General features: G+C 47.1%; 8 protein-coding genes. 7 read left to right on the top strand and 1 reads right to left on the bottom strand.

The genetic code is table 11. The annotated features are described in order from the left end of the window. Positions 1–66: 66 nt before the first annotated feature. Entirely contained in the window at positions 67–2610 is a 2544-nt protein-coding gene (locus RH88_RS14295; RefSeq protein ID WP_005597191.1) for a penicillin-binding protein 1A, read from the bottom strand. Between the two features lie 142 nt (positions 2611–2752). Here RH88_RS14295 and pilM point away from each other — a divergent pair, with 142 nt between their 5' ends. The 7 genes from pilM to aroB all read left to right on the top strand — a co-directional run bounded on the left by pilM (position 2753) and on the right by aroB (position 8996). Continuing rightward, positions 2753–3724, top strand: a complete 972-nt coding sequence (gene pilM / locus RH88_RS14290) for a type IV pilus assembly protein PilM (RefSeq protein WP_005597189.1) — start codon at positions 2753–2755, stop codon at positions 3722–3724. Beyond that, positions 3714–4316 (top strand): PilN domain-containing protein, encoded by a 603-nt coding sequence (locus RH88_RS14285; RefSeq protein ID WP_005597187.1) that lies wholly within the window; start codon positions 3714–3716, stop codon positions 4314–4316. Before pilM ends, RH88_RS14285 begins: the two co-directional genes overlap by 11 nt. Beyond that, positions 4309–4899, top strand: a complete 591-nt coding sequence (locus tag RH88_RS14280) for a type IV pilus inner membrane component PilO (RefSeq protein ID WP_005597185.1) — start codon at positions 4309–4311, stop codon at positions 4897–4899. The genes RH88_RS14285 and RH88_RS14280 overlap by 8 nt, the downstream gene beginning before the upstream one ends. Further along, positions 4886–5464 carry a pilus assembly protein PilP gene (locus RH88_RS14275; RefSeq protein WP_005597183.1) on the top strand — a complete coding sequence of 193 codons (579 nt, stop codon included), beginning with the start codon at positions 4886–4888 and terminating at the stop codon, positions 5462–5464. The genes RH88_RS14280 and RH88_RS14275 overlap by 14 nt, the downstream gene beginning before the upstream one ends. Continuing rightward, a complete protein-coding gene (locus tag RH88_RS14270) occupies positions 5461–7179 on the top strand; it encodes a type IV pilus secretin PilQ (protein WP_086027407.1) in 1719 nt (572 codons plus the stop codon). Before RH88_RS14275 ends, RH88_RS14270 begins: the two co-directional genes overlap by 4 nt. Positions 7180–7343: 164 nt before the next feature. Further along, positions 7344–7862: a shikimate kinase AroK gene (aroK, locus tag RH88_RS14265; RefSeq protein WP_005597180.1), complete on the top strand. Its 519-nt coding sequence runs from the start codon at positions 7344–7346 to the stop codon at positions 7860–7862. A gap of 30 nt (positions 7863–7892) precedes the next feature. After that, positions 7893–8996, top strand: a complete 1104-nt coding sequence (aroB, locus tag RH88_RS14260) for a 3-dehydroquinate synthase (protein WP_005597174.1) — start codon at positions 7893–7895, stop codon at positions 8994–8996. Positions 8997–9057: the final 61 nt, after the last annotated feature.

Here is a 9057-nt window from a genome sequence, read left to right as displayed (position 1 = left end):
TAAAAAAAGGCTGACGATATTTCGTCAGCTTTTTTGTTTATCGCTACTTAGCCTGTGAAGTGCAGCTTAGAATAACCCTTCACTTTCATCACTGGTGTAGATGGTGTCGGTGAGTTCTTCGGAGACATACTCAGTAGGCTGGTGGCCTTCGCGGAAGTATTCAAACATTGAACTGCCATCAAATTTGTTGGTGAGCAGGCCTGAGTCACGGTCGATACGAATACGGACAATCCCTTCTGGAATGGCTTTTTCTTTCTCAGGAGAGAGAGAGAGCGCTGTACGCATAAAGTCAATCCATGCAGGTTGTGCTGTTTTCGCACCCGCTTCAGCACCGGTGATCTGGTCTTTGCCTAGGTTCGCGTTGCGAGTGGTGCGGCCTAGCTTGCGGTTATGATCATCAAAACCAACCCAAGCGACAGCAACCACACCCGGGCCATAACCGTTGTACCATGCATCTTTTGAATCGTTGGTGGTACCGGTTTTGCCGCCAATGTCGCGACGTTCCAATTTTTGACCACGCCAACCAGTCCCGTTCCAGCCAGTGCCTTCGCGCCAGTTGCCGCCACCCCAAATATTGCTGTACATCATTTCACGCACTAAGAATGCCGACTGTTCAGAAATCACTTGTGGTGCATATTGTGGCTCTTTCGCCACCGCCTCACCGTTAGCATCTAGCTCAGTTTCCAGCGCAATATCTTGCTCATTGAAATCATTCGCCGTTGGGTTGATTTCAGGACAATCTTGCTGACAAATCTGTTTTGGTGTTGCTTGGTATTCAACCTTGCCGTATGGGCCTGTAATGTGGTCAATGTAGAAAGGTTCTACGTAGTAACCGCCATTGGCAAATACCGAGTAGCCTTGTGCCATCTTCATTGGTGTTAAGCTACCAGCACCCAATGCAATGGTTTCAGAACGTGGTACTTCATTAATATCAAAACCAAAACGAGTGAGGTATTGGCGCGTTTCGTCTAAGCCCACTTCACGTAAGACACGAACGGCCATAACGTTTTTCGATTGCGCGAGACCAACACGTAAACGAGTAGGGCCCACGTAAGTTGGTGGTGAGTTCTTTGGACGCCACGCGGTGCCTTGGCTCTTATCCCACTGGTTGATCGGTGCGTCATTGATCAGGGTTGCTAGAGTTAGACCCTTATCAATTGCTGCAGAGTAGATGAATGGTTTGATACTTGAACCAACCTGACGGACAGACATGGTCGCACGGTTAAATTTGTTGTGGACGAAGTTAAAGCCACCCACTAACGAAAGTACCGCACCATCTTCAGGGTTCATGGCGATAAACGCGGTGTTTGCATTTGGCACTTGGCTTAGTTGCCAATGGTAAACCACATCGCCTTTTTCTTGCTGAGTTTCGATTTCACGTACCCAGATTTGCTCGCCTGCGGCCAGAATATCGCTGGCTTTATTCGGCGCAGCACCTTGGCGTTCGTCAGTTCGGAATTGACGCGCCCACTTTAAACCATCCCAAGTTAGAGTGGTTTCGCCTTCACGTTTGATCACGACAGTCGCTGTTTTGCCTTCCACCGTAGTGACAACTGCCGGGATCAGTTCACCGTAGGTAGGGACGTTTTTCAGCGTTTTCTCGATCTCTGCCAGTGACATTGGCGTTGCATCTGGTTTCCACAACACTTTTTCTGCACCGCGATAGCCATGACGCTCATCGTAGGAGAACAAGTTGTTGATTGCGGCGGTATTAGCGGCATTTTGTAGCTTTGAATTGACGGTGGTATAAACGTTCATACCCGAGGTGTAAGCCTCTTCACCGTAGCGTTCAACCATCCATGCACGTGCAAGCTCGGCCACATATGGCGCGCTTAATTCAATTTCTGCACCATGGTAGCGCGATAGAATCGTTTCTGAGCGTGCCTGGTCATACTCTTCTTGAGTGATGTATTTCTCTTCCAACATGCGCATCAGAACCACGTTACGACGGTTGGTTGCACGTTCAACGGAATAAATAGGGTTCATGGTTGATGGTGCTTTTGGCATGCCCGCTAATGTCGCAATCTCACTTAGAGTTAGATCTTTAAGATCTTTACCGAAATAGACACGAGCAGCAGCGCCAAAGCCGTATGAACGGTGACCTAAGAAGATCTTATTGACATACAGCTCCATGATCTCTTGCTTAGTCAGCAATTGCTCAATGTGAATCGCAATAAAGATCTCTTTAATTTTACGCATGATTTTCTTCTCGTTAGACAAGAAGAAGTTACGTGCGAGCTGCTGAGTAATGGTACTCGCACCTTGCTTGGCAGAGCCTGACATCATAACCACGATCGCGGCACGCGTGATACCAATTGGGTCAATACCAGGATGGTCGTAGAAACGGCTATCTTCGGTCGCGATAAGAGCTTCCACCAAGTGAGGTGGGATCTCATCATATTTGACTGGGATACGACGCTTTTCACCAAACTGAGAAATCAGTTTGCCGTCTTGACTGTACACTTGCATTGGCGTTTGCAGTTTCACGTCTCGTAAAGTCGCTACATCTGGTAGCTCTGGCTTCACGTAAAGGTAGAAACCGAAAATTGTTCCCACTCCAAGAATCATGCAAACCAATGTGAAAATGAGCAATCGCTTTATGAACTTCACCGGATATTCCCTGATTGATTGGGCTAACTAGACCCGTGCCTAGTAACCTTAGCTAACAATTTAGCCTGCGTTTATTTTGTGCTCCAAGTGTCGGTGCATATGCTGTTTACGCACATTGAACCGACACTTGGAGCACAGCGAAATGAGTTTTTCATTTATCACTGGCATTGATATCGGTCACTACAGCATTAAAGCCGTCGTTCTCAAACCAGTAAAAGGTACTCTCACGCTCTCGGCTTATCGAGAGTTGACAGTGGAGCAGAGTATTTTCTCCGATAACCACCTATTAAGTTATCAGGAAATTGTAAATAAACTAAAAGAACTAAGGAAGTCTTTACCGCTTTTTAGTCATAAAGTTGCATTGTCGCTACCTGACAATGCGGTCATTACCAAGCAGGTGCATATCGATAAAGGCTTATCTCCTCAAGAAAGGGATTATGCCATCATCGAGGCTTTTTCTCACCAGTCACCTTTGGAGCTCGATGAGCTCTCTCTCGACTATTGCCAACTAAACGCTGAAAAAGAATCCCATCCTTCGCACTTGATACAAGTGTATGCGACAAAAAAAGAACTGGTTGAGAACCGTCAGTGTATCTGCCGTAAGGCGGGTTTACGGCCAGTGTTATTTGAGGTACATGCGCATAGCTTAGTCAGGTTATGGCAAGCGGCATCACAACGAACTCAACGAGATCATTGGTTACTGATCGATGTCGGCCACACTCATTGCATTATGGTGATGGATCTTGTCGAGCCATTACCATTGACCAAAATATTGCCGATCGGTACTGCAACGGGCGCTGAATTTTTTGAGCAATTTATCGAGCGTATTGAGCGTCATTTACCCTTGATTGGAGCGATGAGCGCCGTCAATTTGGCGGGGATTTGGCTCACGGGTGGGGGCGCAAATAAACAAGGGCTAGCCGAGTCGCTGTCGCATCGATTGAATCTTGCGTGTGAATTGCTCGACCCTTTGGGTTTATTTTCTGCAGATCACGAGCCAGCAGAAACGCTACCAATGTCATCTGCGCTAACCGTGCCAGGCTACTGTTTTGCTGCTGCGGTTGGTTTAGCACTCCTTGGCCGAGATTGGCAGGAGAAAAACCATGCTTGCTAGTATTAATTTGTTGCCGTGGCGAGAGCAGCGCCGCCGCGATCACGCTCAACGTTTTCTCATTCTGTTGGGGCTGAGTGTGCTGGTCAGTGGTTTAATTCAATATTCGTTGAGTTGGTCTCTCACCGAACAACAAACCGAGCAGCAACGGCGTTTGGATTTATTACAACGCTACAGCCAGCAATTGGATGCCCGTTTAAGCCAATGGCAGGCGCTTGAGCAGCGACATGAAATGATTCTTGGCCGGTTGAGCGTTATTGAATCACTGCAAGTACAGCGCAGTAAAATGACTCGGTTGATGAATGTGTTACCGCCTTTGATTCCCGAAGGGGTCTATGCTGATCGCGTCTCTATTTCTGGGCAAAAAGTGGTGATGAGCGGCATCAGTGAAACCACCTCGCATTTGGCCACCATGCTTAACCGCTTAGAGCAGACCATTGGACTGAGTGAGGTGGAAATGCATTCGATCGTGCATGACAAGCGACGTTTCGGCCAAAAATATCAGAGCTTTCATGTCTCTTTTTCTTTTACTCCGCAACTTGATACGCCATCGCAACGCAGTAGCAATATGCTTAACGGGGGCAAGTATGATTGATTATCGCGAATTGGACATTGAAGAGTTGCTTCAATGGCCGCTCTCGGTGCAACTGTTATTGCTGCTGACGCTGATCGCCGTACTTCAAGTGGGCGGTTATTGGTGGTCTATTAAAGGCGAGATGTTGCAACTGACACAGCTTAAACAGCAAGAGCAGAGCGGATTAAAAAGCATCCAGAGCAAAGTGAGCCAATTAGCGAACAAGCCTCATTTATTGCCTCAGTTCGATGAGGTGTCACAGCGCTATGCCGAGCTGACTCACCAGTTTGTGCAAGAGAACGAATTAGCCACGATGTTGGCAGCAGTCAATGAGCAAGGTTTGCAAAACAATCTCACATTCAGTCGTATTGATTGGGGCAAACAAGAGTCTCAGGCCTTCTATGTTCGCTTGCCTCTTGAGTTTGAACTTACCGGGCAGTATCACGATATCGGCCGTTTTTCACAGGCAATTGCAGCGTTATCTCCGATGATTAATGTGGTCGATGTGAGTTGGCAACGGGTCAGTCCGGCTAGCCAAAAGTTGCATTTGCGAGCGCGTGCTTTTAGCTACCAATTAACGTTGCCGGTGAATGATGAAAACTAACCTCTGGCGAATAGCGGTGATCAGCTCTCTGTTATTAGTGGGTTGCCGAGCGCATCAAGCCTCTTTAGAACATTTACGCGAGCCGATTCAATCACCACCACCTGATGTTGATGGTGAAGCTTGGAAAGTGAAACCACTCAATCTGCCAAAGAGCCATATTGAAGAGTCGCTTGTCGTCTATCACGCCTATTCCTCACGCGATCCATTTAGTTTGCCTCCCATCGCTTTGTTGGCCGAATCACCCTTGTCGTTAAAAGCGTGTTGGCAGCCGAAAGCAATAACGATTCAGCATGAGTTGCAGCGTTATCCTCTGGAGCAATTGCATCTCAAAGGCATGATCAGTCGTGATGCTCAATACACTGCTCTGTTGCAAACCCCGAATGGTAAGGTTATCGCCGTCGCCGAAGGACAGCCTGTGGGCGTCAATTATGGTCGCGTGATGAGAGTCTCCGCCACACAGATTGAAATCAACGAAAGCTTGCCCGATGGATTGGGCTGTTGGAAGCGGCGTGAGGTCAAACTGGTGTTACAGCAATCCCGCTTAGATATTGAGAAGAGTAAATGATTCAAGGATGGAAGGTGACTAATCAAAAGAGGATGAGATGCTTACAGGTTATCTGCGTTGTTATTGTTGCCCTGCTCACGGCGCAGCCCCAAGCTTGGTCGATGAGCAATCAACTGCTTTCGGTTGATTTTCGTTTGGATGACACGAACCGCGGCAAAGTGATGTTGCAGCTTAGCAGTGATCAACTCGCGCTGGATATTCAGGAGGATCCACAAGGTTTGGTGATTGAGCTGTTTGATACCTCGGTTGATGATGCGCTTTTATCACGCTTTGACGTGGCTGACTTCGGTAACAATGTTCAAACCATGGAGGTGTTTCGTTTGGACGACCGCGTGCGAGTGCACATTCAAATTGAGGGCCGCTTTGCTTATCAGCATACTCTTGATGGAGGTTTGTTAGAGTTAGTGGTCGCCGAGGCTGAAAGCGATGACAAACACGACCTGAGTATGCTGGGCAAAGCCTCTGCCAATAAGATCGCGATTAATTTTCAAGACATTTCGGTGCGCAATGTCTTGCAGTTGATTGCTGAATATAATGATTTTAATTTAGTCGTGTCAGATGCGGTGACTGGTAATCTCACCTTGCGACTGGATGATGTGCCATGGCCACAAGTGCTAGACATTATCTTGCAAGTTAAAGGGTTAGATAAACGAATCGAAGGTAATGTCGTTCTGGTGGCTCCAAAAGCAGAATTCGATCTGCGCGAGCAGCAACGATTAGAGAATGCCCGTATGGCAGAGCAATTAAGCGAGTTGCATTCTGACATCATTGCCGTCAACTTTGCTAATGCCAGTGACATTGCAGAGATGATTGGCGGTAGTGGCGCCATCAGTATGTTGTCTGAACGTGGTTCGATTACCGTTGATGAGCGCACCAACGCGTTACTCATCCGTGATTTGCCAAGCCATATTGAGATGGTTCGCAGCGTGGTGGGTTCGCTTGATGTCCCTGTTAAGCAAGTACAGATAGAAGCGCGCATTGTCACGGTTAACCAAGGCAGTTTGGATGAGCTTGGGGTGCGTTGGAGCTTAAATTCAACCACCGGCAACCTTGGCGCTACGCTAGAGGGCAATCTCAATCAGCGAGACTCGGATGGTCTGTTATCGCCAGGGGATAACATCGATGACTTTCTTAACGTTAATTTAGCCGCCACCGCGGGTCATTCATCAAGCCTTGCGTTCCAAGTGGCCAAGTTAGGCTCCTCAACCTTGTTGGATTTAGAACTGTCGGCACTGCAAAGTGAATCGAAAGCAGAGGTCATTTCTAGCCCACGCTTGATCACCACCAATAAAAAACCAGCCTATATTGAGCAGGGCACGGATATTCCTTTCCTTGAATCCACCTCAAGTGGTGCCAGTAGTGTTTCATTTAAAAAAGCGGTGTTGAGTTTAAAAGTCACGCCACAAATTACGCCGGATAACCGATTGATTCTTGATTTGAGTGTGACCCAAGATCGACCGGGCGAAGTGGTCAAAGTGGGTACGGGAGAGGCGGTATCGATTAATACTCAACGCATTGGTACACAAGTATTAGTTGATAACGGGGAGACCATCGTGCTGGGCGGGATATATCAACACAGTGTGACCGATACTGTCGATAAAGTTCCTCTGCTTGGCGACATCCCATATTTAGGCGCACTGTTTCGTCGCAGCTACCAACGAATGGGCAAAAGTGAGCTGCTGATTTTCGTCACTCCCAAAGTTGTTATGCAGTAATTGGAAAAATAAATTTGCATTAGATCCTCCTTACCCTGATAATTTCGGGTCTTATCACGAATTATCGGTGAGGAATCGGTGCCACAAGCATCTTCAATGTCAGGAACTTCCTGGCCCTTCTTGTGGCGATGTCATTGAATTAACGTTGTAAATTACTGCTAAACATGGCTGAGAAACGCAATATTTTCCTTGTTGGCCCGATGGGCGCCGGCAAAAGTACAATTGGTAGACACCTTGCTCAACAACTTCATATGGAGTTTGTTGATTCAGATACTGTTATTGAAGAACGCACTGGTGCCGATATCGCATGGGTATTCGACGTAGAAGGCGAAGCTGGCTTCCGCGATCGTGAAGAGAAAGTGATTAACGACCTAACCGAAGAGCAAGGCATCGTACTTGCAACAGGTGGTGGTTCGATCATGAGTAAAGAAAACCGTAACCGTCTTTCTGCTCGCGGTATCGTTGTTTACCTAGAAACAACTATTGAAAAACAACTTGCACGTACAAACCGTGACAAGAAACGTCCTCTGCTACAGACTGACAGCCCTCGTGAGGTGCTAGAAGCATTAGCCGGTGAACGTAACCCACTATACGATGAAATTGCGGATTACACTGTACGTACGGATGATCAAAGTGCAAAAGTGGTAGCCAATCAGATCGTAAAAATGCTAGAAGAGAGTTAAGAACCACTTAACTCAAATTGGAGCATACCCATGGAACGGATTACGGTCAGCTTAGATGAACGTAGCTATCCAATCTCAATTGGTGCCGGATTATTCAATGATCCGGCCCACCTTTCTTTTCTTTCTTGCGTAAATAGTTCGGCAAAACAAAAAGTCGTGGTGATCAGTAATGTCACGGTAGCCCCTCTATACGCAAAAAAAATCCTCTCTTTGCTTGAACTGCAAGGTTGCCAAGTTTCTCTACTTGAACTGCCTGACGGTGAGCAATACAAAACTCTCGATACATTCAACACCGTAATGAGCTATCTGCTGGAAGGGAATTACAGCCGAGATGTGGTGATCGTTGCTTTAGGTGGTGGTGTGATTGGTGACTTAGTCGGTTTTGCGGCTTCATGTTACCAACGAGGCGTGGATTTTATTCAAATTCCAACCACCTTACTTTCTCAGGTTGATTCGTCAGTCGGTGGCAAAACAGCAGTGAATCACCCGTTGGGTAAGAACATGATTGGTGCCTTTTACCAACCAAAAGCGGTGGTGATTGATACTGATTGTTTACGCACATTACCAGAACGTGAATTTGCCGCCGGTATGGCAGAAGTCATCAAGTACGGCATCATTTATGATAGCGAATTTTTTGCTTGGCTAGAGAGCAACCTCGACAAATTGTACGCCTTAGATGAGCAAGCTTTACGCTATGCGATCGCTCGTTGTTGCCAAATTAAAGCCGAAGTTGTCGCGCAAGATGAGAAAGAATCTGGAATTCGTGCGTTGCTGAATCTAGGTCATACTTTTGGTCATGCGATTGAAGCTGAACTGGGGTATGGTAATTGGTTACATGGTGAAGCGGTATCGTCTGGCACTGTGATGGCGGCGAAAACGGCGCAATTGCAAGGGCTGATCAGCCAAGAGCAGTTAGAGCGTATTGTCGCTCTATTGCAACAAGCCAAATTGCCAGTGCACACTCCAGAAAGTATGTCGTTTGACGATTTTATCAAGCATATGATGCGCGATAAAAAAGTGCTCGCTGGTGAGCTTCGTCTGGTATTGCCAACCAGTGTTGGCAGTGCCGAGGTTGTCAAAGGCGTTCCGGAAACCATCATTGAGCAAGCCATCGATTTTGGTCGTGGTATTTAATGACGATATAAAGTGAGGCGATAGGCGAAATGACGAACGAGTTAGATCGCCTCTCGTGTGA

Origin of the sequence: Vibrio scophthalmi LMG 19158 (assembly GCF_000222585.1) — a bacterium.
In the GTDB taxonomy this organism is placed as follows: Bacteria; Pseudomonadota; Gammaproteobacteria; order Enterobacterales; family Vibrionaceae; genus Vibrio; species Vibrio scophthalmi.
The sequence above is the reverse complement of the archived record's forward strand: the minus strand, read 5'-3'. Positions and strand labels throughout refer to the sequence as shown.